Source organism: Stenotrophomonas sp. STEN035, from assembly GCF_056759935.1.
The window spans coordinates 48,140-72,966 of record NZ_JBRRDY010000002.1; the positions used below are offsets into that span (position 1 = coordinate 48,140).

A 24,827-nucleotide genomic window follows, 5' to 3' on the forward strand; every position below is an offset into this window, starting at 1 on the left:
TGAAGGTGTTCTGCGGTTGTGATTCAGCCGCCCGTGGCGGAAGACCTTTCAGGGGCAGCGCCGGTTCCGGCATGGTCGCGTGCACAGCAAAACGCCGCACGCCCCAATGCTGGGCGTGCGGCGTCAGATGTTTGTCATGGTGCGATCAGGCAGCTTGCTGGGTACGCAGTGAACGCACCAAACCACCAATATCGACGATCAACGCAACCCGGCCGTCGCCCAGGATGGTGGCGCCAGAGACGCCGCTGATACGGCGGTAGTTGTTCTCGATGTTCTTGACCACAACCTGCTGCTGGCCAATCAACTCATCCACTTCCAGCGCGATCTTCTGGCCATCGCCTTCGACGACGACCACCAACGGCTCGGCCTGTGGATTGTCGGGGTAACCGTAGTACTGGCCCAGCGACAGGATTGGCAGGTATTCGCCGCGAACCCGCAACACGCGGCCTTCGCCGGCCATGCTGCGGATGTCGTCTGGCTGCGGCTGCAGTGCTTCGAGTACGTAGGCCAGCGGCAGGATCAGGGTTTCGCCGGCAACCGAGACGGTCATGCCATCAAGGATGGCCAGCGTCAGCGGCAGCCGGATCAGTACGCGGGTACCTGCACCGGTGCGGCTTTCCAGTTGCACTTCGCCACCCAGTGCCTGGATGTTGCGACGGACCACGTCCATGCCGACGCCACGACCGGACAGGTCGGTGACCGCATCGGCGGTGGAGAAGCCGGGCTGGAAGATCAGGTCCCATACCTGTGCGTCGGTGGGGTTGTCCGGCACGCTCAAGCCGCGTTCCAGCGCCTTGGCCAGGATCTTGTCGCGGTTCAGGCCGCGGCCGTCGTCGCTGACTTCAATAACGATGTGGCCGCCCTGATGCGATGCCGCCAGGGTGATCGTGCCGGTCTCGTCCTTGCCGGACTCGCGACGCACGTCCGGCATTTCCAGGCCGTGGTCGATGGAGTTGCGGACCAGGTGCACCAACGGATCGGCGATCTTCTCGATCAGACCCTTGTCCAGCTCGGTACCCTCGCCGATGGTGCGCAGGCGGACCTGCTTGCCGAGGCGGCTGGAGAGGTCGCGGACCAGGCGCGGGAAGCGGCGGAACACCGCATCCACCGGCAGCATGCGCACGCCGATGACGGCTTCCTGCAGGTCGCGGGTATTGCGTTCGAGCAGATCCAGGCCAGCCAGCAATTGTTCGGCATGGGCCGGATCCAGCCCGCCGGAAACCTGCTTGAGCATGGCCTGGGTGATGACCAGTTCGCCGACCAGGTTGATCAGTGCATCGACTTTGTCGACGCTGACCCGGATCGAGCTTTCGGCTTCATGCTGCTGGCCGCTGGCGGGGGCTTTGACGGCGGCCTCGGCGATGTTGGCAACGGCCGAGGCCGGCGCTTCCACCGCAAGGCTGGGCGGGGCGGCCGGACGGATATCCAGCTCGCAGTCATCGACGACCCAGGCGAAGGTGTCTTCGATACGGCTGCGCGGCACTTTGCCGACCAGGCCCAGGTCCCAGGCCAGATAGGCTTCCAGCGGATCGAGCTGGTCGAAGCTGGGCAGGCGCGCCATGCGCGGTTCCACGTGCAGGGAACCCAGGGTTTCCAGCTCGCGGATGATGCGCAGCGGATCGTTGCCGCTCATGAACAGCGACGGCGCCGGGGCAAAGCCGATCTGCCAGGCATCCGGGGTTTCTTCCTGCTTGACGGCCGCCACGGCAACCGGCGCTGCTCCCGAAAGTACGGTCTGCAAGCGGTCGGTTATCGCCTTGACGGCTGCGGGGTCGGCAGGCTGGCCGTGCTCTACCTCGCGCAGCAATGCGCGCAGTACGTCCACCGAGCCCAGCATCGCGTCGACCGCGTTGCTTTCGAGGGCGCGCTTGCCGGAGCGCAGCTCATCGAGCAGGGTCTCCAGCACATGGGTGAGGGCGGCGATGGCGTCAAAACCAAAGGTGCCGGCACCGCCCTTGATCGAATGCGCGGCACGGAACACCGAGTTGATGACTTCGGGGTCGTGTTGGCCGTCTTCCAGTGCCAACAGGCCGGCCTCCATTGCATCCAGCCCTTCGCGGCTTTCTTCGAAGAAGGTGGCGTGGAAACGCTGCAGGTCCATGCTCATTGGCGCGGTATCCGATCGGTGGGGCAGGTGGGCTGATCAGCCCAGGACTTTCTGTACGGTGGCAACCAGCTGTTCTGGATTGAACGGCTTGACCAGCCAACCGGTAGCGCCGGCGGCCTTGCCTTCGGATTTCTTGTCGGCGGCCGACTCGGTGGTCAGCATCAGCATCGGCGTGAACTTGTAGTCCGGCAGCTGGCGCAGCTCACGAATCAGCGAAATGCCGTCCATATTCGGCATGTTGACGTCGGTGACCACGGCGTTGAAACGCTGGCCCTTGGCCCGGCCCAGAGCGACTGCGCCATCCTCGGCTTCTTCAACTGAAAAGCCAGCCGAGGTGAGGGCAAAAGAGACCATCTGGCGCATTGACGCCGAGTCGTCCACCACCAAGATTCGTGCGCTCATGCAGCGTTCTCCACAGATTTCGTTGTGTCAGGGGTTGCTTCCAGACCAAGGGTCCGGAGGACACCGAGCAGGCGCGCGGCGTCACGGAAGGTATCGGTAGCGTTGTCAAAGACGGTGCCGTTGCCAGCTTGCTGGCGGGCCAGCACAAAGGCGCACAGCACCTGCATTGCAGCGGTGTGCACACGGCCCACCTGGCTGGCATCCACGCGCAACTCGCCCGCTTGCGGCAGGTGGGTTGCCAGGTGTTGTTTCAACTCGCTGGTGGACTCGATGCCGAGATCCTGCGCCAGGGCCACAGTGCTCATCGTTGCTCCGAACAAACGTTACTGGGAGAGATAGCGGCGATACGTCAGTGATCTTTAGCGCCGCGATGCGCTGCAGCAGATAGTGTTAACGGGCGCACGGTTTTGGGCCTTGCTCCCTCCCTTGCGCCAAAGGCGGAGGGGAGGGCTGGGGAGGGGTAGCTTTTGATTGGGTAGAGCCGAGCCATGCTCGGCTGGAGCCTTACCGGGAAAGCCTCTGCCGAGCATGGCTCGGCACTACCTTTGCCTCCTCCCCTTCGCTGTGCGAAAGGAAGGAGGGAATCAGCGCAGCAGGCGGGCGGCGTCCAGCAGGATCATCGGTTGCTGGCCAACGCGGGCGATGCCGCGGAACAGTTCGTTGGAGATCTGGCAGATGCGCGCAGTGTCGGGGGGCTCGATCTGCGAATCGTTGAGGTTGGCGACGTCTTCCACCGCCGACACGCGCAGGCCGAGGGTCTCGCCATTCTCTTCCAGTACGACGATGCGGGTCTGCGAGTCTTCCGGTGCGCTCTGCACGTCGAGATGGCGGCACAGGTCCATCACCGGTACCACCTGGCCGCGCAGGTTCATGATGCCGAGCATCGCTGGGCCGGTGCCGCGCAGTGCCAACAGCGGTACCGGCAATACCACTTCCTGCACCTTCAACAGCTCCAGTGCGTAGGTCTGCTGGCCACAACGCAGACGCAACCAGCGCGAGCTGCGCTCGGCGGCGCGGCGTTGCTGCGGACCGTCGGCTGGGCGCCGTGCCTGTGCTTGTAGTTCCTGCCAGGTGCTGGGGCGTGCATCCGACGAAGGCTCTGCCAGGGCGCGGACGTTCGGAGTGCTACGCGGCGCCGGGACCGGGCTTGCCGGCAAGCCTGCGGCGGTTTCAAACGCAGCCTGCAAGCTGGCGCTGTCGCTATGGGCGAGCTTGCGGCTTTCGGCCGGGCCGGTTTCGTAGATCACTTCATCCGGCAGGTCATCCCAGGTAGGAGGGCGACCGGCATTGGCGGCGCTGGTGGCTGCCATCGCATCATCGAAGGCAGCCTGCAAGGCCGCGGTATCGCCGGGCGCAATGCTTGCCGGAGCAGGTGCCGGTGCGGCTGAAGGCTTGGCTTGCGCTTCAGCCAGTGCCGCTTCGAACACTGCTTCAAGTTCAGCGCTGTCACCCGGCACTTCGATCGCCGCCGATTTGGCGGGCGGTAAGGGTGCTGCGACCACCGCTGCGGGTACCGCTTCCAGCAGCAGTTCGCCAAGGTAGTCGTCGAGTACGTCGTTGCTCATGCGGCGCGCTCCAGTTGCGCGGCCTCGTTGAGCAGCAGCCACTCGAGTGCGTGCCGGTAAGCGGCCATGCCGCGCCCTGGGTAATCGTCGCCGAGCACCGGCACGGTCAGGGCGGCGGGATTGCAGATGCGGGTGTCAACCGGAATCGCGTCTTCCCAGACACGTTCGCCGTGACGTTCCTGCATCAGCTTCAAGGTCTCGTTGCCGGCGCGGGTTCGGCGGTCGAACAGCGTCGGCAATACCGAGATCGGTAGCGCACGTTTGCGCGAACGTTCAACCATTTCACCGGTGCGGACCATGCCATCTAGGCCGTGCAGGGCCAGCGGTTCGGCCTGGGTCGGGATGATCAGGCGGTCGGCCGCGGCCAGTGCATTGATCATCAGCAAGCCCAGCGTCGGTGCGCAGTCGAGCAGGATGTAATCGTGTTGTTCGCCGTGGCGCGCCAGGGCCTGCTGCAGGGCCAAGCCCAGACCGGGCTGGTTGGCGCTGCGCCGTTCCAGGGTGGCCAGCGAGGCTTGGGCGCACAGGTAGTCCAAGCCGGGAATATCACTGTGGCGCGCAAGTGCGGCGATCTCGTGCGGCGGGGCGGCGAACAGTTCCTGCACGCCCTGCGGCACCGGCTCAACCGGTACGCCGAAGGCGCGGGTCAAGGAGGAATGGGGGTCCAGGTCGATCAGCAGCACCTTGTGCCCGCGAGCGGCCAGGCCGCGGCCCAGTGACAACGTGGTGGTGGTTTTGCCGACGCCGCCTTTTTGGTTGGCTATGGCCCAGATACGCATCATTGGACTCCTTCGATGACCGCCGGTACCGCGCTGCGAATGGCGCCTGCGGCAGAAGTGCCGCCGTTGCCGTTGTCGTCGCTGGTACTGGCTGTGGTGTTACCGGAAGCAGGCAGATCGGCTGCTGCTGCCGAATCGGCAAGAATGATCACCATCACTCGCCGGTTGCGGTTGCGCCCTTCGGGCGCATCGTTGTTTTCGCGTGGACGGAACTGGCCGTAACCGACCATCGCCAGGCGTTGCGGCTGCACGCCATGGTCGGCGAACAGGTGCACCACGCTGGCGGCGCGTGCGGCCGACAGTTCCCAGTTGGATGGGAACTGCGCGGTAGCGATCGGCAGGTTGTCCGTGTGGCCTTCCACGCGCACGCCGTTGGGGGCGTCCAGCAATACATCGGCCAGCGTGCCCAGGGTTTCGCGGGCACCGACATCAAGCGCGGCGGAACCGGTGACAAACAGAATGTCGCTGTTGATCTCGACCTCGATCCACAACTCGGTGCGACGCACGGTGATGACGCCTTGCTTGACCAGTGGTGCCAGCGTCTTGCTCAGGCGATCAGCGATCTGGTTGAGCTGGCGCTCGGCGCGTTGCAGCTGTTCCTGGTTGTGCGCGGAAACTGGCATGCGCATATGCGACGCCATCGATGGCAGCTGGGTCGGGTCGGCCAGCGCGCCGCCGGTCATGCTCGGCGCACTGATCACCGAGGGCGAATCAAAGCCGCCGCCCTGAAGTTGCTTGTTGCCCACCTGCACTTGGCTGATGGTGCGCGGGGCGCCGCCAAAGGCGGTGGTCAAGGCATCGGCCATGACCCGGTACTTGCCTTCGTTCAAGGACGAGATCGCGTACATCACCACAAAGAAGGCGAGCAGCAGCGTCATCAGGTCGGCATAGGGGATGGCCCATGCTTCGTGGTTGGCGTGCTCTTCGTGGCGCTTGCGACGGGCCATGGCTCAGTTCACGAAGCCGGCCAGGCTGTTTTCGATATTGCGCGGGTTCTCGCCCTGGGCAATGGCGATCAGGCCTTCGATGATCATTTCGCGCTCGCGGCAGCTGCTGGCGATGACGCCCTTGAGCTTGGCCGACACCGGCAGGAACAACAGGTTGGCCGAGGCGATGCCATAGATGGTGGCAGTGAAGGCGGCAGCAATGCCGTGGCCGAGCTTGCTCGGGTCGGCGAGGTTCTTCATCACCGCGATCAGGCCGAGCACGGCACCGATGATGCCCAGGGTAGGGGCGTAGATACCCATGCCTTCGAACACCTTGGTTGCGGCCAGATCCTGTTGCTCCTGGCTGCCGAGTTCAATTTCCAGCATGTGGCGGATGGTGTCCGGCTCGACGCCGTCGACCACAAGCTGCAGGCCCTTGCGGATGAACGGGTCGTCCTGCAGTTCGACCTGCGGCTCCAGGCCGAGCAGGCCCTGACGGCGGGCGATATTGCTCCAGTCGACGATCTGCTGCACCAGCGCGCGGCGGTCGCTGGCTGGCGGGCGGATCACCCAGCGCACGATCTTGAAAGCGTGTTTGAAGACCGCTGGCGAGGTATGCAACAGGATTGCCGCCAGGGTGCCGACGATGACGATCACGAAGGCAGCAGGTGACCACAGCGAGGACAGGCCGGCGCCCTTGAGGATGCTGCCGCCCACCAGGGAGGCGAGGGCGAGGAAAAGTCCAATGATGCTGAGTCGGTCCATGGTGCGTATATCGGCCTCGTTGTAGCGGTCTTGAATCAATGAGCGGTGCAGCTGTTTTCTTTAGCCCCTCTCCCGCGCGCGGGAGAGGGGACAGTCGGGATCGCAGCACCCGCTGGGTCGCGAGATTGCAGGGCTTGCGGACGGCTTGCGCCTGCATCACTTAGCTCTGCACCCCACGCAACCCATCCACATCCAGGATCAGCGCCATCCGCCCATCACCAATCAGGGTGGCGCCGGCATAGCCGTTCAGGCCGCGCAGGGCACGTGGTAGCGGCTTGATCACCACCTCCTCGCGGCCGCGTACCTGGTCTACCACCAGGCCGAAACGGGCTTCGCCCATCTGCAGCACGACGATGGTCAGCAACGTTGACGGTGCCGGGGTAACGCCCAGCCATTGGCGCAGATCCAGCAGCGCCAGTGTGTGGCTCTTGCGATCCAATACGGCGCGGCCGTCAAACCAGCCCAGCGAGGTCGCCGGGGCATGCAGCACTTCCATTACCCGTGCCAAGGGCAGGGCATAGACGTCTTCGCCAGCCTGCACCAGCAGGGTCGGCAGGATCGCTAGGGTCAGTGGTACGCGGATCAGGAAGCGGCTGCCGCGGCCCAGCTCGGACTGGATCTGGATCTGGCCGCTGAGCTCGCGGATGCGTGACTGCACCACGTCCATGCCGACGCCACGGCCGGAAATATCGGTGACTTCCTGCTTGGTCGAAAAACCGGGCAGAAACACCAGATGCAGACACTCTTCGCTGCTCAGGCGGGCGGCGGCTTCCGGGTCGAGCAGGCCCTTGTCGCGAGCCTTGGCGCGCAGTCGCTCCGGGTCGATGCCGGCGCCGTCGTCCTGCACCTCGATGCTGACGTAGTCACCTTCCTGCTGCGCGGACAGGCGCACCCGGCCCATCCGTGGCTTGCCTTGGGCTTCGCGCAGCTCGGGCGATTCGACGCCATGGTCGATGGCGTTGCGCACAAGATGCACCAGCGGATCGGCCAGCGCTTCGACCAGATTGCGATCCAGTTCGGTATCGGCGCCGATCAATTCCAGATCGACTTCCTTCTGCAGTGAGCGGGCAACGTCGCGGGCAACCTTGGGGAAGCGCGAGAACACCTTGCCGACCGGTTGCATGCGGGTCCGCATCACCGCCGATTGCAGGCGTGCGGTGGCGATGTCCAGGGTGGAGACAGCACGGTCGAGCTCTTCGTCCTTGAGGCGCATGCGCAAGGTCTTTAGCCGGTTGCGGGCCAGCACCAGTTCGCCGATCAGGTTGACGATGGCATCCAGGCGCTTGGTGTCCACGCGCACGGTGTGCTCGGGCTCGGCAGCCTTCGCGGCGGCTGGTTTGGCTGCACCTGCTGCAGGGCGAGCGGGTGCGGCGGGTGCCGCGGCCGGCTTGGGCTTGGGCGCAGCAGGAATCGCCTGCACAGCGACAGCGACAGCGCCAGGAGCGGCACCGCCATGCAGCTTGTCCAGCAGGGCTTCGAATTCGTCTTCGTCGATCAGGTCGTCGCCGGGCTTTGCCGCAGCGATCGGCTGGGCACCGGGCGTACCGCTGCCATGCAGTTCGTTGAGCAGCGCTTCGAACTCGTCTTCGCTGATCAGGTCGCTGTCACCCGCAGGCGCAGCGACCGGTTGCGCGACCGCGACCACCGGTGCGGCGCCTACATCGAACTGTGCGATCAGTGCAGCAGGTGCGTGCTCCGGTTCGGTGCCCGAAGACACTGCGTCGAGCATGGCCTGCAGCCAATCCAGTGATTGCTGGGCGGCGTCGAAGTGATGCGCCAGCAGTTCGGCTTTGCCGGCCCGCGCCATGCCCAGGGTTTCTTCGGCGGCGTGGCAGAGCTCCACCATTGGATGGATCGCCAGAAAACCGGCGCCGCCTTTGAGGGTATGGAAACCACGGAATACGGCGTTGAGCTGCTCGCTGTCGTGCGGTGCCTGTTCCAGCGTCACCAGCTGCTCGCCGAGGCGATCCAGGATCTCCTGCGCTTCGAGGATGAAGTCGGCGGCGATGTCGTCGGCAAAAGCACTCATGTGTTACAGCCCCAGATCCGAGAGCAGGTCGTCTGCGTCCACCTGCGACACCGCATGACGGTCCAGGCCGTTGACGGCGGGGCCGGCCAGGCCCTGGTTGCGCGCGTCTTCTTCCGGCGGCGGCAGGCCGAGTGCGCCAAAACCTTCATGCACGCGACGGACGATGCCGACCACGCGGCGGATGATCTGCCCGGTCAGGTCCTGGTAGCTCTGGGTCAGCGCTACTTCGGTGAGGTTGTGGCGGATGCGTTCGAGGATTTCGCCCTGTTCGGCATTCAGCCCGTCCGCTCGCAGGCGCTCGGTCAGCGCGCGGCATTCTTCGGCCAGATCGAGCGTGCGATGGGTGGCCTGCTCGGTCATCTGCACCACGTGGTCCAGACGCGCGCAGGCGTCATCCAGCTCGCCGGCTTCGCTAGGCACGCTGGGCAGTTCGCCCAGCGCCTGGCCCAGCTCGCGTGCAAGCCTGTCCAGGCCGGACATCATCGGCTGCGTGCGCAGGGCGGCGAGCGCGTCGATTTCCCGACGCCAGCCAGCCTCATCGCCGCTTTCCAATGCTGCCAGTGCGTCCTGCAGGCGCTGCACCAGGGCCGATTTGTCGCTCAATGCTTCGCCGGACTGGTTCATCAGGCGCTCGCTGCCAGGCGTTCGAAGATCTTGCCGAGCTTCTCTTCCAGGGTCTGCGCAGTGAACGGCTTGATGATGTAGCCGTTCACGCCGCTCTGTGCGGCCTCGATGATCTGCTCGCGCTTGGCCTCGGCGGTGACCATCAGGACCGGCAGGGTCTTGAGCTTGGCGTCGTTGCGGATGGCCTTGAGCAGCTCGATACCGGTCATCACCGGCATGTTCCAGTCGGTGACGACGAAATCGAACGGCTGGCTCTGCAGCATCGACAACGCGGCATGCCCGTCCTCGGCTTCGGCGGTATTGGTGAAGCCCAGATCGCCGAGCAGGTTCTTGACGATGCGACGCATCGTCGAGAAGTCGTCAACGATCAGGATGCGCATGTTCTTGTTCAAAAGACTTTCCTCTTCATGGTTCTTCGAGCCCGGCGTCGGCCGCCTCGAAAATCTTCAGTCGGCCACGCAGACGCAGCGTGGCCTGGCCGTGGATCTGACAGACGCGGGATTCGCTTACGCCCAATACCGCGCCAATTTCTTTCAGGTTCAATTCCTGCTCGTAGTACAGCGACAGCACCAGCTGCTCGCGCTCGGGCAATTGGCCGATTGCCTTGCCCAGCTCGGCGCCGAACTGGCTGCGCTCCAGCACCTGCTGCGGGTTGGGGCCGCCGGTGGTCGGGGTGTCGAGCTCGCCCTGGTCTTCGATGCGCGACTCCAGGCTCAGCACCTGGCCACGCGAGGCGTCTTCAACCAGACGCATGTATTCGGGCAGCGGCAGCTCCATCGCTTCGGCAACTTCGCTGGCGCTGGCCGCACGGCCGCTGCTCTGCTCAAGGCGGCGGATGGTGGCAGCGGCATCGCGGGCGCGGCGGTGTACCGAGCGCGGTACCCAGTCACCGCGGCGGATTTCGTCGATCATCGAGCCGCGGATGCGGATCGAGGCATAGGTTTCGAACGACGCGCCTTGTTCGGAGTCATAGCTGCGCGAGGCTTCGATCAGGCCCATCATGCCGGCCTGGATCAGGTCATCGACCTCGACGCTGGCGGGCAGGCGCGCGGCCAGGTGATGGGCGATACGGCGTACCAGGTCGGCGTGGCGAGCGATGCAGTCATTGGCCGCGCTGCGCTGGACTTCACGGTATTGGGCGGCTGCATTGTTCATGCCTTCACCTTCTGCTGGATGATGCGTTCCAGGAAGAACTCAACGCCGCCGCGCGGGGCGGTTGGGGCTTGCCAGCGCGCGGTGCGACGGGCGATTTCGTTGATGGCCAGCGAGGCCGGCGCGGAAGGATAGAGCTTGACCACCGGCTGCTGGCGCTGCACCGACAGGCGCAGCCAGTCGTCCTGCGGCACGCAGCCCAGGTAGTTCAGCGAGACATCGATCAGGAACTTCTCGCAGACCCGCACCAGCTTTTCGTACAGGGCGCGGCCTTCATTCGGGTCGCGCACCATGTTGGCGACGACCTGGATGCGGTCCACGCCGCGCTCGCGCGAGAGCACCTTGATCAGTGCGTAGGCGTCAGTGATCGAGGCCGGCTCGTCGCAGACCACCACCACGGTGTCCTGGGCGGCCTGGCAGAAGGTCAGTACGCTGTCGGTGATGCCGGCGGCGGTGTCGATGATCATCACATCGAGCTCGCGCTCCAGCTCGGAGAACACATTGACCAGGCCAACGTGTTCGGCCGGCTGCAGCTCGGCCATGTGCCGGCGGCCCGAGGCGGCGGGCACGACCAGCACGCCGTTCGGGCCTTCGATGATGACTTCTTCCAGCGTGGCGCGTCCGGCGACCAGGTCGGCCAGGGTGTGCTTGGGCTGCAGGCCCAGCACCACGTCGATGTTGGCCAGGCCCAGGTCGGCGTCGAGCAGGAGGGTTCGTTTGCCCATGCCTGCCAGTGCCACGGCCAGGTTGGCCGAGACATTGGTTTTACCTACACCGCCCTTGCCGCCAGTGACCGCGATGGTGCGTACCGGGCCGGCGGGTTCATGCCGGGTTGCCGACAGCGGGAAGGTGTTGGTCAGCTTGGCGTACTCACGCGACTGCATTGTTCAACTCCGTGTTGCAGGGCATATCGGCCGCGCGGCGCAAATCTTCAAGGCGGAGTACAAGATTTGCGGCAGAGGCCCGATAAAGGTCTTCCGGAACGTCCTGGCCGTCGGTCACCCAGGTGATCGGCAGGCGGTGATCGACCGCCACCGACAGGGCAGAACCGAAGCGGCCGGTCTCGTCCAGCTTGGTCAGCACCACGCCCTGCGGATTGGCTGCGCTGAAGCGGCGCACCACTTCGTCCATGTCCTGGAAGGCAGTGTTGGCGGGCAGTACCAGCAGGGTGCGGATCTGGCCGGCGGCGCGCAGCCACTGCAGCTGGGCGGTGAGGGCGCGGTCGCGCTGGCCCAGGCCGGCGGTATCGATCAGCACCAGTTTGTAGTCGGCCAGCTTCTGCAGCAGCTGGTTGAGGTCGGTGCCGCTATTGGCCTCATGCACGGCGATGCCGAGCTGGCGGCCGAAGCCGTACAGCTGCTCGCGGGCGCCGATGCGCTGGGTATCGGTGGTGACCAGGGCCACGTCGCGGGCGGCATGGGCTTCGGCGAAGCGCGAGGCCAGCTTGGCGATGGTGGTGGTCTTGCCGGCGCCGGTGGGGCCGACCAGAGCGATGACGCCACCGGTTTCCATCGGATCGACCGGGGCGATCGGCAGCTTCTTGGAGATCAGCCCCAGCATCAGCCCGCGGGCGCGGCTCGGGTCAATGTCGGCCGGGATCTGGGTGGCGACGTCGCGGGCCAGGCCAGCGTCGAAACCGTATTCGTCCATCAGGTCCAGCGCATTGGCACGTACCGCGCTGCCACGCAGGCGCTCATCGGTAAAGCGGTTCATCTCGCGCTCGATCAGGTGGCGCATGCCGGCCACTTCCTGGCGCAGCTGGCTGAGCTGTTCGTCGTCGCGGGCGATGATCACCGGGCTGGTGGCGATCGGGTTGACCGGGGCAGTGCTGGCGACCACTGCGGGTACGACGGTTTCGTTGGCAGCGACGACTGCGGCATCAACCGATTGCGGGGCTGCGAACGCAGCGATCGGTGTAGCGATCGGCGCGACCTGCTCGATTGCGGGTGCCACCGCGGCGACGGCGAGCACCGGCGCAGGAGGAATTGCAGGGATCGCCACGGCAACGGCTGGCTGCTGTGGGACCAGCTCCGGCTCCTGCATCGGCGGATCGATGGCAAAGCGTGCGCGCTCGATCGGAGCCGGCGGCTCGATGGTGACGGCGGCGATGGCGTCGGCGAAGCTGGCCTGCTGGGTGACAGCAGGTACGGTTGCCAGTGGCGCGACCGCAGCGGTGCTGCCGGCCGGACGGAACGCCGGCACGATCGGCAGTTCGTCGGCGCTGGCCGGCTGGGTGGCAAACAAGCTCTGCGGCGCCGGCGCGCGGGGAGCGACTGGTTCAACCTCGGCCGACTTGAGCAGGCCGGCGAAGCGGCTGCCCGGTGCCAACTCGATGCTGTTGTCGATGGAGCGACCGGTGGCGCCAACCGCCGAACGTGCCAGGGCGGCGACGGCCGAGGTGGTGGCGGTCACCGGTTCCGGTTCCGGTGCCTTGCGGCGGGTCATCGCGGCCATGATGGCTTCGGCGGCGCTGCGCGGCTTGGCCGGTGCCGGCGGGGCCGGGCGGCTGGCTTCCAGCGCCTGCTTCACTGCGGTCTCGTCGTAGTGTGCGGCAGCCACGATCTCCACACCTTCCTCGATCCGCCGGTTGGACAGGATCACGGCATCGGGGCCGTGTTCCTTGCGCACGAGGTTCATGGCGGTGCGCATGTCAGCGGCGACGAAACGTTTGATCTTCATGCTTTGGTACCGGGAGTGAGGCTGCGGCGAAGGAGTGGCGTTGGCGATGTCGAACATGGCGTGGCGGGCTCCTTCTTGCGGAATGGGTGCGGTGCAGCAGGTGTCTGGTTTCCGTCACCGGCATTGCTGACGGTGTCGGCTTTCGGGCTGCCTCAGCTGATCGTGCCGACCAGTTTCAGGCGTTTGTCTTCCGGCACTTCGCTGTAGGCCAGGACCGACAGCGAGGGAACGCTGTGGCGAACCAGGCGCGCCAGCGCGGCGCGGACCGGGGCCGGTACCAGCACTACAGCCGGCTCGTTGCGGGCCTCCTGCTTGCCGACGCAATCGGCAAGGCTTTGATGGAGGCGTTCGGCGAGACCAGGTTCCAGTGCGGCGCCATTGCCTTGTGTTGACTCCTGCAAGACGCGTTCCAATTGCGGGTTGAGGGTGAACACCGGCAGCTCCGGCGAGGAGCCGGCGATTTCCTGCACGATGAAGCGGCCCAGTGCATTGCGGACCGAGGCGGTAAGCGCGGCGGCGTCCTGGGTGAGCGGTGCGGCTTCGACCAGCGCTTCGGCGATCTTGCGCAGCTGGCGGATCGGGATGCGTTCGACCAGCAGGTTCTGCAATACCCGCGCCACAGTGGACAGTGGCAGCGCCTTGGGCGAGAGGTCTTCGGCCAGCTTGGGCGCGCTCTTGGCCAGGGTTGCCAGCAGCTGCTGGACTTCTTCATGGCCGAGCAGTTCCGGCGCGTGTTCGCGGATCAAGTGCGACAGGTGGGTGGCGACCACGGTGGCCGGATCGACCACCGTGTAACCCAGCGACTCGGCATGGGCGCGCTGATGCGGCTGGATCCAGGTGGCGTCCAGGCCGAACGCAGGGTCCTTGCCGGCAATGCCTTCCAGCGTGCCCATGGCGCTGCCCGGGTCCAGTGCCAGTTCGCGATCCGGATGGATGTCGGCGGTGCTGACTGGCACGCCGTGGATCAGCAGGCGGTAGTGGGTGGCCGGCAGTTCCAGATTGTCGCGGATATGCACCGGCGGAATCAGGAAACCCAGATCCTGGGTGAGCTTGCGGCGCACGCCCTTGATACGCGTCATCAATTCGCCGCCCTGGGCCTTGTCGACCAGCGGAATCAGCCGGTAGCCGACTTCCAGGCCCAGTGGATCAACCGGGCGCAGTTCGTCCCAGGTCAGTTCGGCGGTCGGTGCTGGCTGCGGCTGGCCGAGCGCGTTCAAGCCGCCTTCGTTGGCGCTGGTGTCACTGGCGGAGGTCTTGGCGGCAGCACTGGTCTCGCGCTTCCACAGTTTCCAGGCAATGAAACCCAGGATCGCGGCCAGGCTGAGGAAGGCCAGGTTCGGCATGCCAGGCACCAGGCCCACCAGGCCGATGATGCCGGCGGTGATGGCCAGTGCACGGTACTGGCCGAACACCTGGCCCATCATCGCTTCGCTCATATCCTGCGAACGCGAGGCGCGGGTGACCAGCATGGCCACGGCGCTGGAAACCAGCAGGGCCGGCAGCTGCGCCACCAGGCCGTCACCGATCGACAGCAGCGTATAGGTGGCCGCTGCGTCGCCGAATGGCATGCCGTGCTGCAGTACACCAACGGCCAGTCCGCCGAGCATGTTGATGAAAAGAATCAGGATGCCGGCGATGGCGTCGCCGCGGATGAACTTGCTGGCACCGTCCATTGCACCGTAGAAATCGGCTTCCTCGCGGACTTCTTCGCGGCGCAGCTTGGCTTCCTCACGCGTCAGCAAACCGGCGTTGAGATCGGCATCGATCGCCATCTGCTTGCCGGGCATGGCATCCAGGATGAAGCGCGCGGTCACTTCCGACACACGTCCGGCACCCTTGGTGATGACCACGAAGTTGATGATGGTCAGGATCGCGAAGACCACGATGCCGACCGCGTAGTTGCCGCCGATGACGAACTCGCCGAATGCGGCGATCACCTTGCCGGCGGCTTCGTGGCCGTCCTGGCCATTGAGCAGGATGACGCGGGTCGAGGCCACGTTCAGCGCCAACCGCAGCATGGTGGTGACCAGCAGCACGATCGGGAAGATGGTGAAGTCCAGCGGCCGCTTCACGTACACCACTGCCAGCAGCACCAGCATCGAGATGGCGATGTTGAGGGTGAACAGGGCATCCAGCACCGGTGCGGCCAGTGGCACCACCACCATTGCCAGCAAGGCCAGCACGATCAACGGTGCGCCCAGCCCATGGCGCAGCATGTCGAGCACGCGGCGTGCTGAGAAGCCTGAAGTCTGGCTGCTCATCGGGCTTCTCCCTTGCCGAACTCATCAATATCGATGGATGCCATCTGTGGCATCGGGCCGGTACGCCATTGGCGCAGCTGGTAGACGTAGGACAGGACCAGGGCGACAGCCGAATACAGTCTCACGGGGATTTCCTTGCCGAGTTGGCTTTCCCGATACAAGGCGCGTGCCAAAGGCGGCGACGAGACGACGGTGACCTTGTTGCCGTCGGCAACCTGACGGATGCGCAGGGCCAGTTCGTCGACGCCGCGGGCGACCACGGTGGGGGCATTCATGCGCCCGCTTTCGTATTTGAGGGCGACCGCGTAGTGGGTGGGGTTGACCAGCACTACGTCGGCCGTAGGTACTGCTTCCATCATCCGACGCTGTGACAGCTGCATCTGCATCTGCCGGATGCGGCCCTTGACCTCGGGGCTGCCCTCGCTTTCCTTCATTTCGCGGCGCAGCTCTTCGCGGGTCATCTTCAGCTTCCGCAGCCAGTTCCACTTCTGGTACGGCGCGTCGATGGCGGCGAGCAGGGCCATGGCGCCAGCCGTGGCCAGCAGCAGTTTGAGGGTGAAGGCCAGGCCGCGGCCGATGGCGGCTTCCAGTGGCAGATGCAGCAGGCCGCGCAGGGCATCGGCGCCGTGCCAGATGCACAGGCCGGCAGCGGTGCCGACAAAAGCCACACGCAGCATCGACTTGACCAGCTCGGCCAAGGCTTCGGCGCCGACCAAGCGCTTTATCCCGGTCAGCGGGTTCATACGCTTCAGATCCGGCGTCATCGCCTTGTTGGAAAAGCCCAGCCCGCCCATCATCACCGGCGCGATCATGCCGGCGGCCAGGCAAATCAGCAGCAAGGGGCTGAAGGCCAGCATCAGCTTGAGCAGCATCCAACCGGCGTGGCCGAACAAGGCGTTCGGGGTATCCAGCAGGCCGACTTCAGGCGACAGCGCGGCCTTCATCCATTGCCGGGCCGAGCTGCCCATGGAGCCGCCCATGGCGTATAGCGCCAACACCGCGGCGACGAACACCGCGGCGGTCGCCAGCTCACGTGAGCGCGGGATATTGCCTTGCTCGCGGGCTTCGCGCAGGCGTTTTTCGGTGGGGAGTTCGGTTTTTTCCCCGGCCTGTTCGTTCTCGGACATTGCTCGGCATGGAAGAAGGGTTCTTCCAAGGTCGTGCAAAAATCATTCCAAAATGGGCTTTGGTAGTGCCGAGCCATGCTCGGCATGAGCCATCACCGGTAACGTCCCTTGCCGAGCATGGCTCGGCACTACAGTGGGATTGCTTGTAAAGCCTCTGCCGAGCATGGCTCGGCACTACAGTGAGATTGCTTGTAAAGCCTCTGCCGAGCATGGCTCGGCACTACGGTGTTACTCCGGGCTGGGCTGGAACGAAGCCAGCCGTGCTTCCAATGCCGCATGCTGTGCGTCGCCGCCATGCAGGCGCATGAAGTTCTCCGCGCTGACCGGGCGGCCCAACAGATAACCTTGCAGATGGTCGCAGCCCAGTCGTTCTACATAGGAGCGCTGCCCCTGGGTCTCGATGCCCTCGGCGACGATTTCCATGTTGAGCGCGTGACCCAGCGCGACGATGGCCGAGACGATCACCACGTCCTCGTCGCTTTCCTCCAGCGCCAGCACAAAGGCGCGGTCGATCTTGATCTCGGTGGCGGGAAGGCGCTTCAGGTGCAGCAGGCTGGACACGCCGATGCCGAAATCATCAATCGATATGCCAACGCCCAGTGCAGCGACGCTGCGTAGTACGGAAATGGCGTTGTCGGTGTCACGCATCACTGCACCTTCGCTGATCTCAAGTATCAGTCGTGAAGGCTCAAGATCGTTGCGCTCCAACGCGGCACGCACGTCTTCAATCAATTTCGGCGAGCCCAGCTGGCGGCCTGACAGGTTGACCGCGACCCGCCACTGGGCGTTGCCAGCGTCCTGCCAGCTACGCATCTGCCGGCAAGCCTCGTCCAATACCCAGTTGCCGATCACGTCCATCAGGCCGCTCTGCTCGGTAAGCCGGATGATGCGCTCGGCCGGGACATAGCCGTGCTCGGGATGGCGCCAGCGGATCAGCGCCTCGGCGCCGCTGATGCGGCCGCTGTTGGCGTGTACCCGCGGTTGGTAGTGCAGTGACAGCTGCGGGGTGCCCAAGGCCTTGCGCAGGTCTTCCAGCAGGCGCCGATCCTGCTCGACGTTGTCGTTCATCCAGTCGGCGAACACCGCGTGGGTGTTTCGCCCACTCTGCCTGGCATAGGCCATGGCGGTCTCGGCCATGGCGATCAGTTGCGCGGCGGTGGTTCCAGCCGGCAAGTGCTGGACGATACCCAGGCTGGCGGTGATCCGTAGTTCGCGCCCGCTCACCCGTACCGAATTGACGGCGAGAATGATGCGGTCTGCCAGCGAGCCGAGTTCTTCGGATTGCCTGGGCTGGCTGGCGATCACGAACTGGTCGCCACCCAGGCGGCCGACCAGGTCGTCGGCCGGTAGCAGTTGGCGCAGGCGTTCGCCGATATCGACCAGGGCGGCATCGCCGGTCTGCGAGCCAAACGCGCCATTGATATGGCGGAAGCCATCCAGGTCGATGGACATCACCGCGAATGGCTGGCCGCCCTGCAACAGTTGTTCGATACGCTCATGCGAAAGCTGGCGGTTGGGCAGGCGGGTGAGCGAGTCGTGCTGGCTGGCATGGAACAACTCCTTGCGGGCATCGTCCAGCGAGGCCGACAGCATGGAATTGCGCAGATGCAGCAAGCGCGCCTGCATGCGCTGCTCGAACAGGGAAATGGTCAGCACCACGCCCATCACGCCGACGGTCAGCAACACCACGCAGGCGGCCAGCCATTCGGTGGGGACGCCGCCGGTGGTGGCCGCCGTGCAGACGGAGTTGGCTGGGAAGCGTGCCGCTGCCATGCCGGTGTAGTGCATGCCGACGATGGCCAGGCCCATCACCGCGGCCGCGATCAATCGCGGCGGTAGCGCGTGCTCGACGGTGCGAAGGCGGAACGCGATGTACAACGCGCTCCACGAAGCACCGACCGCGATCACGATCGAAAGTACAAACCAGACGCGGTCGTAGTCGATCTCCGGGCTCATCTTCAGCGCGGACATGCCGACGTAGTGCATCCAGGCGATGCCCAGGCCCATCAGCAATGCGCCCAATGCCAGGCGCAGGTGCGGCAGGGTTGGTCGGGAAACCAGCCACAGCGCAAAAATCGAGGCGGCAACCGCGACCAGGAACGATTCCACGGTCAGCCACAGGTCGTAGCCCAGCGGGATTGGCAGGCGGAAGGCCAGCATGCCGACAAAGTGCATCGACCAGATGCCCGCGCCCATGGCCACACCGCCGGCCAACAGCCAGCGGGCGGCAGCGCGACGTGGTTGTGAGGCGGATACCCGTGAGGCCATGTCCAGCGCCGTGAACGAGGCCAGGATTGCCACCAGGATCGACAGCACGACGAACAACGGGTTGTAGCTGCCAACGAGCATCAAACCTCTCCCTAAGGTAGTCGCGCCGCGGTCGCGAAAGCGAGATGTCGTACGTGGTTCCGCATTCCCCTGCGGTCCATGCTGTACCCGGACTATCCGCCGGTATAGGGGAACCGGCAAGAGGGCCTTCAGGTAATGTGAAATCCAAAAACGTGAGCTGTGTAGGGCGTCACATTGTTACTTGCCGCGCCGTATCAAAGGCGGTGTCGAACAGGCGCTGTACCGGCGGCCCCATTTCCCCGGCCAGCAAGGTGAGCAGCGACAGGCCAAGCAGCAAGGCAACCGGCAGGCCAAGCTGCATGGGATTGAGCGCTGGCGCTGCACGGGAAAGGACGCCAAAGGCCAGATTGATTGCCAGCATCGCCACCACCAGCGGCAGTGCCAGAGACAGTGCGCCGCGGAAGATCTGCAAGGCCAGGGTCGGCACCAGTGCGGCAACTGCATGCGGATCGGGTAGGGCCGTGCCGATGGGCAAGGCCTTGTAGCTGTCGACCAGCAGCGAGATCAGCGCCAGATGGCCGTTGCTGGTGAAAAACAGCAGGCCGAACATCAGGTAGAACCATTGCCCGATCACGCCGGAGCTGCCGCCACGCATCGGGTCGGCCATCTGTGCGAAGGCCAGGCCGGTACTCTGCGCGATCATTTCACCTGCCATGGCGCCGGCTTCGAAGATCAGCCGCAGCAGGAAGCCGATGCTTACTCCCACTGCTACTTCGCGCAGGATGCTGAGCACGGTGATCGAGTCAAAGCCGTTGAAGATCGGCACCGGTGGCAAAACGGGCGCAAGCGCAACCGACAGGGCTACTGCCAGCAGTGCGCGTACCCGCGCCGGAACCGCGCGGGTGCCGACCATCGGCATGGCCATCAGCATCGCGCCGATGCGCAGCATGATCCACAGGGTATTGCCGATGATGGCAAAGGCCTGCTGGCCGTCGATGACAGTCTGGGTGACCGAATCCATGACGCTAGCCGATCAGATGCGGAATGCGCTGGAACAACAAGATGGTGAACTCGACCAGATGACCAAGCAGCAGGCTGCCCAGCGCAAACAGCGCTGCGGTCAGCGCGGCAGCCTTGGCGACAAAGGCGATGGTCGGCTCGTTGATCTGGGTGGCAGCCTGGATCACGCCGATCACCACGCCGACGACCAGTACGACAAGCAACAGTGGGCCGGCGATCCACAAGGTGGCAACCAGGCCGCCGCGGAGTTCGGTAAGGGCAAGTTCGGGACTCATGCCGGAGCAGATGCAAGAGCGATGCCAGAGTGCTGGCGGCGGGTTTTTGGCGGGGCGGCGGCGTGCTTTTGTGGGAGCGGCGTAAGCCGCGAAGCTGATGGTCTACCAGATCGAATCTGTATCAATGGCCACACAATCCCGGCTTCGCGGCTTACACCGCTCCCACATTCACAGCTGCAGGATTACTGCGGTAATCCTCGCCAACCGCCTGCAGGCCCGCAATCGCAAAGCGATGCAGGTGCGCCAGCAGGGCCTGCGATGGGCCTTGCACCACCATCTGCAACGGGCCCGGCACACCGCGCCCGATCACGATCAACATCATGCAGGGCGCGGCAACGCTGAGCAGGCAGCGCAGCAGGGCCGGCTCGTTGGATGGAATGCCGGATATCTCACTGAGGATCTGCGCTACCGCCATCATCTTTGGCGGAACGGCTTCTTCCATCAGCACCTGCAGGTGTGAGGAGGGCGCAAGCAGTTCGCGGGCCAGCACGCGTGGCGCCCAGGCCTCGGGTTGTTGCGCGCGCTGGACAAGACCAGCCAGTAGTTCGTGCAAGCGCTGTTCCGCGCTCAGCGCGCTGCCGGCGATCCGCTGCAGGTCGTCCAGATCGAGCAATTGCCGGTGCGCTTCCAGCAGCACCGCCTGGTAAAGACCGTTGCGGCTGCCGAAGTGGTAATTGATGGACGCCAGATCGGCAGCGGCCAGCTGGGCGACAGCCTTGCTGGTGGTTTCGGCGAAGCCCTGCTGCGAGAACAGCTGGCCGGCTGCTTCCAGCAAGCGGGCGCGGGTGGCTTCGCCATCGGTACGTGGTCCGCGCAGGGAGGTTTTCTGGATGCTCATTGCGTGGCAAGTTTAGCCTGCTTCATCGTTCCGAACGGCACTACTTTAAATTAAATTTAATTTGAATTAGGCTGTTCGGCAGATCCAGCCCAGCTTGCGGAAGCGTCCTGATGAAGAAGCCCATCCTTGTCGTGGTGGCCGTCGTTGCGTTGTTGAGTGCGCTGCTTTGGTGGTGGAGTAGCCGGGATAAGCCGGCTGGCGATGGTCTGCAGTTGCAGGGCAATGTGGACATCCGCCAGGTGTCGCTCGCCTTCGATGGCAGTGGCCGGGTGCAGGAAGTTCGGGTGGAGGAGGGTGACAAGGTCAAGGCCGGCGATGTGCTGGCCACGCTTGATACCCGCACCTTGCAACTGCAGGCCGATCAAGCCAAGGCACAGATCGAGACCCAGCGGCAGACAGTGGCGCGGCTGCACAACGGCGCGCGGCCCCAGGAAGTCGTGCAGGCCAGAAGCCAGCTGGCTGCAGCGCAGGCCGATGCGGCACGCGCGACGCAGGACCTGCAGCGGCTGCAGGGCGTAGCCCACGCCACCAACGGGCGCGGTGTAAGTGCACAGGAAATGGACCGTGCACGCAGCGTGGCGAAAGTGGCGGCAGCGACGGTTGAACTGCAGCAACAGGCGTTGGTGCTGGTGCAGCAGGGGCCACGCAAGGAAGACATCGCCGCAGCCGAAGCACAGCTGCAGGCTGCCGATGCGCAGCTCGCTTTGCTGCAACACCAGATCGCGCAAGGCCAGCTCACCGCTCCGGTGGCGGCGGTGGTGCGCTCGCGGCTGGTGGAGGTCGGCGACATGGCTGGTCCGCAACGCGCGGCGTTCGCGCTGGCGTTGACCCAGCCCAAGTGGGTGCGGGTATTTGCCAGCGAGACCGAGCTTGGTCGCATCCGCAGTGGCCAGCTGGCGCAGGTGACCAGTGACAGCCATCCCGACAAACCGGTGGCGGGCAAGGTCGGCTTCATTTCGTCCGTCGCCGAGTTCACTCCGAAATCGGTACAGACCGAAGAACTGCGCACCAGCCTGGTCTATGAGGTGCGTGTGGTGGTCGAGGATCCACAGGATCAGCTGCGCCTCGGCCAGCCGGTAAGCGTGCGGCTGCAGGCGGCGCGCTGATGGAAACGGCGGCTGCCACGGTTGTCGCGGTCGAGTTGCGCAAGTGTTTTCCAGCCGCCGGTGGCGGGCAACTGGAGGCGCTGGCCGGGATTTCCCTGAGCGTGCGCAAGGGCGAGCTGACCGCGCTGGTTGGACCGGATGGCGCCGGCAAGACCACCTTTCTGCGCATGGTCGCTGGCTTGCTGCCGGCCGATGGCGGCCAGTTGCAGGTGCTGGGCCATGACGTGGCGCGGCAGCCGCAACAGGTGCAGGATCGCATCAGCTACATGCCGCAGCGCTTTGGCCTGTATGAGGACCTGAGCGTGCAGGAGAACCTGGACCTGTACGCGGATCTGCATGGTGTGCCAGCGGAGGAGCGCCATGCGCGCTTTGAACGCCTGCTGCAGATGACCGACCTGGCTGCATTCAAGCAGCGCCCGGCCGGCAAATTGTCAGGCGGAATGAAGCAGAAGCTGGGCCTGGCCTGTACCTTGGTGCGTTCACCGCAGCTGTTGCTGCTGGACGAGCCCAGTGTTGGCGTGGACCCGCTGTCGCGGCGCGAATTGTGGAAGATCATCCAGCAGCTGGTGCAGGAGGAGCAGCTCAGCGTGCTGGTCAGCACCGCCTATATGGACGAAGCCGAGCGTTGTGAGCAGATCTTCGTGCTGCATCAAGGGCGCTTGCTGGCGCAGGGCAATCCAGCCGCGCTGACCGGCAAGGCGCAGGGCCTGACCTGGGCGGTAGCGCCAGCGCCGCCGCTGCAGCCGCGCGATCTGCAGGCGCAGCTGATCGACGATAGCCGCCACGTGCTGGATGCGGTGCCGCGTGCCGGGTCGGTGCGCTTCATCCTGCAGCCCGGCGTAGCACCGTCGGAAATCGCTGGGTTGCTGCAGGATCAATCGCCAAGCCAGCGACCGGCGGAGTTGGAAGACGCTTTCATGATGCTGCTGCGCGCGCAGGAGTCACCAGCGTCCTTGCCGGTGGCGGAGGTCGCACCGATAGCGATCCCGCAGGATGATGCGCCGGTCATCGTGGTACGCGATCTGGTGCGCCGCTTCGGTGATTTCACTGCAGTAGCCAGTACCAGCTTCGATGTACACCGTGGCGAGATCTTCGGGCTGCTCGGCCCCAATGGTGCCGGCAAAACCACCACGTTTCGGATGCTCTGCGGGCTGCTCCCCGCCAGTAGCGGGCATCTGGAGGTAGCCGGCCTGAATCTGCGCACCGCTCGTGCCCAGGCCCGTGCACGCATTGGCTATGTTTCACAGAAATTCGCCCTCTACGCCAACCTGACGGTACGCGAGAACCTGGAGTTCTTTGGTGGCGCTTATGGTCTGGGCGGCGCACAACTGCGCCAGCGTGTTGCTGATGCCGTTGCCCGTTTTGACCTGCAGGCGGATGCCCGCAGCGGCGACCTGCCAGCCGGCTATAAACAGCGGCTGGCAATGGCGGTGGGCTTGCTGCATGCGCCAGAAATCCTGTTTCTGGATGAGCCGACCAGCGGCATCGATCCACTGGCGCGGCGCGCCTTCTGGCGCACCATCACCGGGCTGGCGCAGCAGGGCGTGACCATTATTGTCACAACCCATTTCATGGAGGAGGCGGAGTACTGCGACCGCATCGCCATCCAGGACGCAGGTGAATTGCTGGCCCTGGGAACGCCACAGCAGGTGCGTGAGCAGGCCGGCGCTGACGGCATCGACATGAATGCCGCCTTCATTGGCATCGTCGAGCAGGGCCGTGCGCAGCGCAGTGCCGCTGCCGGTGGCAGGGCTGCGTGATGTCCGGTTTCCTGCCCCGCTTATCGGCGTTGGTGCGCAAGGAGACCCGACAGATGCTGCGTGAACGCAGCAGCCTTGCGGTGGGACTGTTGTTGCCGGCGGCCTTGATCCTGCTGTTTGGTTACGGGCTGTCGTTCGATGTCCGCCATGCACCGGTCGCAGTGGTGCTGGATGAGCGCTCGCCGACAACGCAGTCGCTGGTCGCCGGGCTGCAGGGCTCGCCGTATCTGGCCCCGGTGCAGGTCGGTGACATGACTGTCGCGGTGGCCCTGATGCGGCAAGGCAAGGTTGGCGGCATCGTGCATGTGCCGGTGGATTTCAGCAGACGCAGGGCGGAGGGCAATGCGCAGGTGCAGCTGATACTCAACGGTGTGGATGCCAATACCGCGCGGACCTTGGAAGGCTATGTGGGCGGTGCCTTGGCGACGCAGTTGCAAACCACGATGGATCGGCAAGGCAGCAGCAATGCGGGTGGCGGAGTCAATGTGATCCAGCGCATGTGGTTCAACGAGGCAAGCACCAGTACCTGGTATCTGGTGCCGGGGCTGATCGTTCTGGTGATGACCCTGATTGGCGCCTTCCTGACCTCGCTATTGGTCGCACGCGAATGGGAGCGCGGCACCTTGGAAGCACTGTTCGTCACGCCGATGCGGCCGACCGAGCTGGTGCTGGCAAAGCTGCTTCCCTATCTGGGCATCGGTGCAATCAACCTGGCGATCTGCCTGCTGACTGCGCGCTTCCTGTTCGAGGTGCCGATGCGCGGTTCGTTGCTGGCGATCGTGATCAGCTCGCTGCTTTACCTGACTGTGTCGTTGTTGCTGGGTTTGTTCATATCGGCGGTAACCCGCAATCAGTTCCAGGCCAGCCAGGTGGCACTGCTGACCAGTTTCATGCCGGCGATGATGCTGTCCGGCTTCGTATTCGACCTGCGCAACATGCCGGTCGCGGTGCAGGTGATCAGCCAGCTGCTGCCTGCCACGCACTTCATGGGCCTGATCAAGTCGCTGTTCCTGACCGGTGATAACTGGCCGTTGCTCCTGCAGAAATCCGCGATCCTGCTGCTGTATGCGCTGCTGCTGTTTGCGGCCACCCGTTCCAAGCTGCGCAAAAGGCTGGTGTAGGC

The 24,827-nt window shown here is 64.9% G+C and carries 22 protein-coding genes; 3 read left to right on the top strand and 19 right to left on the bottom strand.

The features are described from left to right. Window positions 1-145: 145 nt before the first annotated feature. From ACVOLL_RS01255 to ACVOLL_RS01345, 19 genes are all read right to left on the bottom strand, one after another. Window positions 146-2,107 (bottom strand): chemotaxis protein CheA, encoded by a 1,962-nt coding sequence (locus tag ACVOLL_RS01255; RefSeq protein WP_481511212.1) that lies wholly within the window; start codon window positions 2,105-2,107, stop codon window positions 146-148. 36 nt (window positions 2,108-2,143) lie between these two features. Continuing rightward, window positions 2,144-2,509, bottom strand: a complete 366-nt coding sequence (locus ACVOLL_RS01260) for a response regulator (RefSeq protein WP_038688521.1) — start codon at window positions 2,507-2,509, stop codon at window positions 2,144-2,146. Further along, window positions 2,506-2,814, bottom strand: coding sequence for an STAS domain-containing protein (locus tag ACVOLL_RS01265; RefSeq protein ID WP_303749795.1), 309 nt, complete (start codon window positions 2,812-2,814; stop codon window positions 2,506-2,508). The genes ACVOLL_RS01260 and ACVOLL_RS01265 overlap by 4 nt, the downstream gene beginning before the upstream one ends. A gap of 279 nt (window positions 2,815-3,093) precedes the next feature. Then, window positions 3,094-4,074: a chemotaxis protein CheW gene (locus ACVOLL_RS01270; protein WP_481511213.1), complete on the bottom strand. Its 981-nt coding sequence runs from the start codon at window positions 4,072-4,074 to the stop codon at window positions 3,094-3,096. Then, the gene (locus ACVOLL_RS01275; RefSeq protein WP_481511214.1) at window positions 4,071-4,853 is read right to left on the bottom strand and encodes a ParA family protein; all 783 of its coding nucleotides are present in this window, start codon (window positions 4,851-4,853) and stop codon (window positions 4,071-4,073) included. Before ACVOLL_RS01275 ends, ACVOLL_RS01270 begins: the two co-directional genes overlap by 4 nt. Continuing rightward, window positions 4,853-5,800: a flagellar motor protein MotD gene (gene motD, locus ACVOLL_RS01280; RefSeq protein ID WP_481511215.1), complete on the bottom strand. Its 948-nt coding sequence runs from the start codon at window positions 5,798-5,800 to the stop codon at window positions 4,853-4,855. Before motD ends, ACVOLL_RS01275 begins: the two co-directional genes overlap by 1 nt. 3 nt (window positions 5,801-5,803) lie before the next feature. Beyond that, window positions 5,804-6,544, bottom strand: a complete 741-nt coding sequence (locus tag ACVOLL_RS01285; protein ID WP_296250550.1) for a flagellar motor protein — start codon at window positions 6,542-6,544, stop codon at window positions 5,804-5,806. A 160-nt stretch (window positions 6,545-6,704) separates the two neighbouring features. Continuing rightward, on the bottom strand, window positions 6,705-8,573 hold the full coding sequence (locus ACVOLL_RS01290) for a chemotaxis protein CheA (protein WP_481511216.1): 1,869 nt from the start codon (window positions 8,571-8,573) through the stop codon (window positions 6,705-6,707). Window positions 8,574-8,576: 3 nt separating this feature from the next. Beyond that, window positions 8,577-9,197: a protein phosphatase CheZ gene (locus ACVOLL_RS01295; RefSeq protein WP_481511217.1), complete on the bottom strand. Its 621-nt coding sequence runs from the start codon at window positions 9,195-9,197 to the stop codon at window positions 8,577-8,579. Next, window positions 9,197-9,589: a chemotaxis response regulator CheY gene (gene cheY, locus ACVOLL_RS01300; RefSeq protein ID WP_296250556.1), complete on the bottom strand. Its 393-nt coding sequence runs from the start codon at window positions 9,587-9,589 to the stop codon at window positions 9,197-9,199. The genes ACVOLL_RS01295 and cheY overlap by 1 nt, the downstream gene beginning before the upstream one ends. A 13-nt stretch (window positions 9,590-9,602) precedes the next feature. Beyond that, window positions 9,603-10,352, bottom strand: a complete 750-nt coding sequence (locus ACVOLL_RS01305; RefSeq protein ID WP_481511218.1) for an RNA polymerase sigma factor FliA — start codon at window positions 10,350-10,352, stop codon at window positions 9,603-9,605. Further along, window positions 10,349-11,233, bottom strand: coding sequence for a MinD/ParA family ATP-binding protein (locus tag ACVOLL_RS01310; RefSeq protein WP_282271271.1), 885 nt, complete (start codon window positions 11,231-11,233; stop codon window positions 10,349-10,351). Before ACVOLL_RS01310 ends, ACVOLL_RS01305 begins: the two co-directional genes overlap by 4 nt. Continuing rightward, entirely contained in the window at window positions 11,220-13,028 is a 1,809-nt protein-coding gene (locus tag ACVOLL_RS01315; protein ID WP_481511219.1) for an AAA family ATPase, read from the bottom strand. Before ACVOLL_RS01315 ends, ACVOLL_RS01310 begins: the two co-directional genes overlap by 14 nt. Window positions 13,029-13,180: 152 nt before the next feature. Beyond that, on the bottom strand, window positions 13,181-15,289 hold the full coding sequence (gene flhA, locus ACVOLL_RS01320) for a flagellar biosynthesis protein FlhA (RefSeq protein ID WP_481511220.1): 2,109 nt from the start codon (window positions 15,287-15,289) through the stop codon (window positions 13,181-13,183). Next, window positions 15,286-16,416 carry a flagellar biosynthesis protein FlhB gene (gene flhB, locus ACVOLL_RS01325; RefSeq protein ID WP_481511221.1) on the bottom strand — a complete coding sequence of 377 codons (1,131 nt, stop codon included), beginning with the start codon at window positions 16,414-16,416 and terminating at the stop codon, window positions 15,286-15,288. The genes flhA and flhB overlap by 4 nt, the downstream gene beginning before the upstream one ends. A 228-nt stretch (window positions 16,417-16,644) precedes the next feature. After that, window positions 16,645-18,765: a putative bifunctional diguanylate cyclase/phosphodiesterase gene (locus ACVOLL_RS01330; protein WP_481511222.1), complete on the bottom strand. Its 2,121-nt coding sequence runs from the start codon at window positions 18,763-18,765 to the stop codon at window positions 16,645-16,647. Between the two features lie 169 nt (window positions 18,766-18,934). Continuing rightward, a complete protein-coding gene (fliR, locus tag ACVOLL_RS01335) occupies window positions 18,935-19,726 on the bottom strand; it encodes a flagellar biosynthetic protein FliR (protein WP_481511223.1) in 792 nt (263 codons plus the stop codon). Window positions 19,727-19,730: 4 nt separating this feature from the next. Further along, window positions 19,731-20,000 carry a flagellar biosynthetic protein FliQ gene (locus tag ACVOLL_RS01340; RefSeq protein ID WP_481511224.1) on the bottom strand — a complete coding sequence of 90 codons (270 nt, stop codon included), beginning with the start codon at window positions 19,998-20,000 and terminating at the stop codon, window positions 19,731-19,733. Window positions 20,001-20,151: 151 nt separating this feature from the next. Next, window positions 20,152-20,838: a TetR/AcrR family transcriptional regulator gene (locus ACVOLL_RS01345; RefSeq protein ID WP_481511225.1), complete on the bottom strand. Its 687-nt coding sequence runs from the start codon at window positions 20,836-20,838 to the stop codon at window positions 20,152-20,154. Between the two features lie 110 nt (window positions 20,839-20,948). On the opposite strand from ACVOLL_RS01345, the gene ACVOLL_RS01350 reads away from it, so the two are divergent. Genes ACVOLL_RS01350 through ACVOLL_RS01360 form a run of 3 tightly spaced genes read left to right on the top strand, consistent with a single transcriptional unit; the run spans window position 20,949 to window position 24,825 of the window. After that, a complete protein-coding gene (locus tag ACVOLL_RS01350; protein WP_481511226.1) occupies window positions 20,949-21,944 on the top strand; it encodes an HlyD family secretion protein in 996 nt (331 codons plus the stop codon). Further along, entirely contained in the window at window positions 21,944-23,704 is a 1,761-nt protein-coding gene (locus tag ACVOLL_RS01355; protein WP_481511227.1) for an ATP-binding cassette domain-containing protein, read from the top strand. The genes ACVOLL_RS01350 and ACVOLL_RS01355 overlap by 1 nt, the downstream gene beginning before the upstream one ends. Then, window positions 23,704-24,825, top strand: coding sequence for an ABC transporter permease (locus tag ACVOLL_RS01360; RefSeq protein ID WP_481511228.1), 1,122 nt, complete (start codon window positions 23,704-23,706; stop codon window positions 24,823-24,825). The genes ACVOLL_RS01355 and ACVOLL_RS01360 overlap by 1 nt, the downstream gene beginning before the upstream one ends. Window positions 24,826-24,827 lie beyond the last annotated feature (2 nt).

What these genes read in the sequence shown, in the direction of transcription:
- flhA (WP_481511220.1), bottom strand. Translation starts at nt 15,289, where the DNA reads ATGAGCAGCCAGACTTCAGGCTTCTCAGCACGCCGCGTGCTCGACATG.
- ACVOLL_RS01310 (WP_282271271.1), bottom strand. Translation starts at nt 11,233, where the DNA reads ATGCAGTCGCGTGAGTACGCCAAGCTGACCAACACCTTCCCGCTGTCG.
- flhB (WP_481511221.1), bottom strand. Translation starts at nt 16,416, where the DNA reads ATGTCCGAGAACGAACAGGCCGGGGAAAAAACCGAACTCCCCACCGAA.
- ACVOLL_RS01255 (WP_481511212.1), bottom strand. Translation starts at nt 2,107, where the DNA reads ATGAGCATGGACCTGCAGCGTTTCCACGCCACCTTCTTCGAAGAAAGC.
- ACVOLL_RS01315 (WP_481511219.1), bottom strand. Translation starts at nt 13,028, where the DNA reads ATGAAGATCAAACGTTTCGTCGCCGCTGACATGCGCACCGCCATGAAC.
- fliR (WP_481511223.1), bottom strand. Translation starts at nt 19,726, where the DNA reads ATGGATTCGGTCACCCAGACTGTCATCGACGGCCAGCAGGCCTTTGCC.
- ACVOLL_RS01265 (WP_303749795.1), bottom strand. Translation starts at nt 2,814, where the DNA reads ATGAGCACTGTGGCCCTGGCGCAGGATCTCGGCATCGAGTCCACCAGC.
- ACVOLL_RS01275 (WP_481511214.1), bottom strand. Translation starts at nt 4,853, where the DNA reads ATGCGTATCTGGGCCATAGCCAACCAAAAAGGCGGCGTCGGCAAAACC.
- ACVOLL_RS01295 (WP_481511217.1), bottom strand. Translation starts at nt 9,197, where the DNA reads ATGAACCAGTCCGGCGAAGCATTGAGCGACAAATCGGCCCTGGTGCAG.
- ACVOLL_RS01355 (WP_481511227.1), top strand. Translation starts at nt 21,944, where the DNA reads ATGGAAACGGCGGCTGCCACGGTTGTCGCGGTCGAGTTGCGCAAGTGT.
- ACVOLL_RS01350 (WP_481511226.1), top strand. Translation starts at nt 20,949, where the DNA reads ATGAAGAAGCCCATCCTTGTCGTGGTGGCCGTCGTTGCGTTGTTGAGT.
- motD (WP_481511215.1), bottom strand. Translation starts at nt 5,800, where the DNA reads ATGGCCCGTCGCAAGCGCCACGAAGAGCACGCCAACCACGAAGCATGG.
- ACVOLL_RS01285 (WP_296250550.1), bottom strand. Translation starts at nt 6,544, where the DNA reads ATGGACCGACTCAGCATCATTGGACTTTTCCTCGCCCTCGCCTCCCTG.
- ACVOLL_RS01340 (WP_481511224.1), bottom strand. Translation starts at nt 20,000, where the DNA reads ATGAGTCCCGAACTTGCCCTTACCGAACTCCGCGGCGGCCTGGTTGCC.
- ACVOLL_RS01360 (WP_481511228.1), top strand. Translation starts at nt 23,704, where the DNA reads ATGTCCGGTTTCCTGCCCCGCTTATCGGCGTTGGTGCGCAAGGAGACC.
- ACVOLL_RS01270 (WP_481511213.1), bottom strand. Translation starts at nt 4,074, where the DNA reads ATGAGCAACGACGTACTCGACGACTACCTTGGCGAACTGCTGCTGGAA.
- ACVOLL_RS01330 (WP_481511222.1), bottom strand. Translation starts at nt 18,765, where the DNA reads ATGCTCGTTGGCAGCTACAACCCGTTGTTCGTCGTGCTGTCGATCCTG.
- ACVOLL_RS01305 (WP_481511218.1), bottom strand. Translation starts at nt 10,352, where the DNA reads ATGAACAATGCAGCCGCCCAATACCGTGAAGTCCAGCGCAGCGCGGCC.
- ACVOLL_RS01260 (WP_038688521.1), bottom strand. Translation starts at nt 2,509, where the DNA reads ATGAGCGCACGAATCTTGGTGGTGGACGACTCGGCGTCAATGCGCCAG.
- ACVOLL_RS01290 (WP_481511216.1), bottom strand. Translation starts at nt 8,573, where the DNA reads ATGAGTGCTTTTGCCGACGACATCGCCGCCGACTTCATCCTCGAAGCG.
- ACVOLL_RS01345 (WP_481511225.1), bottom strand. Translation starts at nt 20,838, where the DNA reads ATGAGCATCCAGAAAACCTCCCTGCGCGGACCACGTACCGATGGCGAA.